The organism is Mycobacterium angelicum (genome assembly GCF_002086155.1).
GTDB classification, from domain to species: Bacteria; Actinomycetota; Actinomycetes; order Mycobacteriales; family Mycobacteriaceae; genus Mycobacterium; species Mycobacterium angelicum.
Genome location: NZ_MVHE01000496.1, coordinates 1 through 216 on the forward strand (window position 1 = coordinate 1; position 216 = coordinate 216).

Below are 216 nucleotides of genomic sequence, written 5' to 3' on the forward strand. Positions count from 1 at the left end.
CACCGGCCGGGACGCCAGGGCGCCGGACATTTCGGGGCACGCGTCGGCGAGCTGACGGGGCGCCGCCGCGTGTGGTCGGCGCGTCACAGCGATAGTCTGCTGCGGTGTCCGCATCTGACGGCAACACCGCTGAATTGTGGGTGCCCACCGGGTCGGTCACCGTTCGGGTGCCCGGAAAGGTCAACCTCTATCTGGCGGTCGGCGATCGCCGCGAGG

At 70.8% G+C, this 216-nt stretch carries 1 pseudogene; it reads left to right on the forward strand.

The features are described 5' to 3' along the window. Positions 1-104: 104 nt before the first annotated feature. Positions 105-216: pseudogene (locus tag BST12_RS31800) on the forward strand (4-(cytidine 5'-diphospho)-2-C-methyl-D-erythritol kinase); the annotation flags it as partial.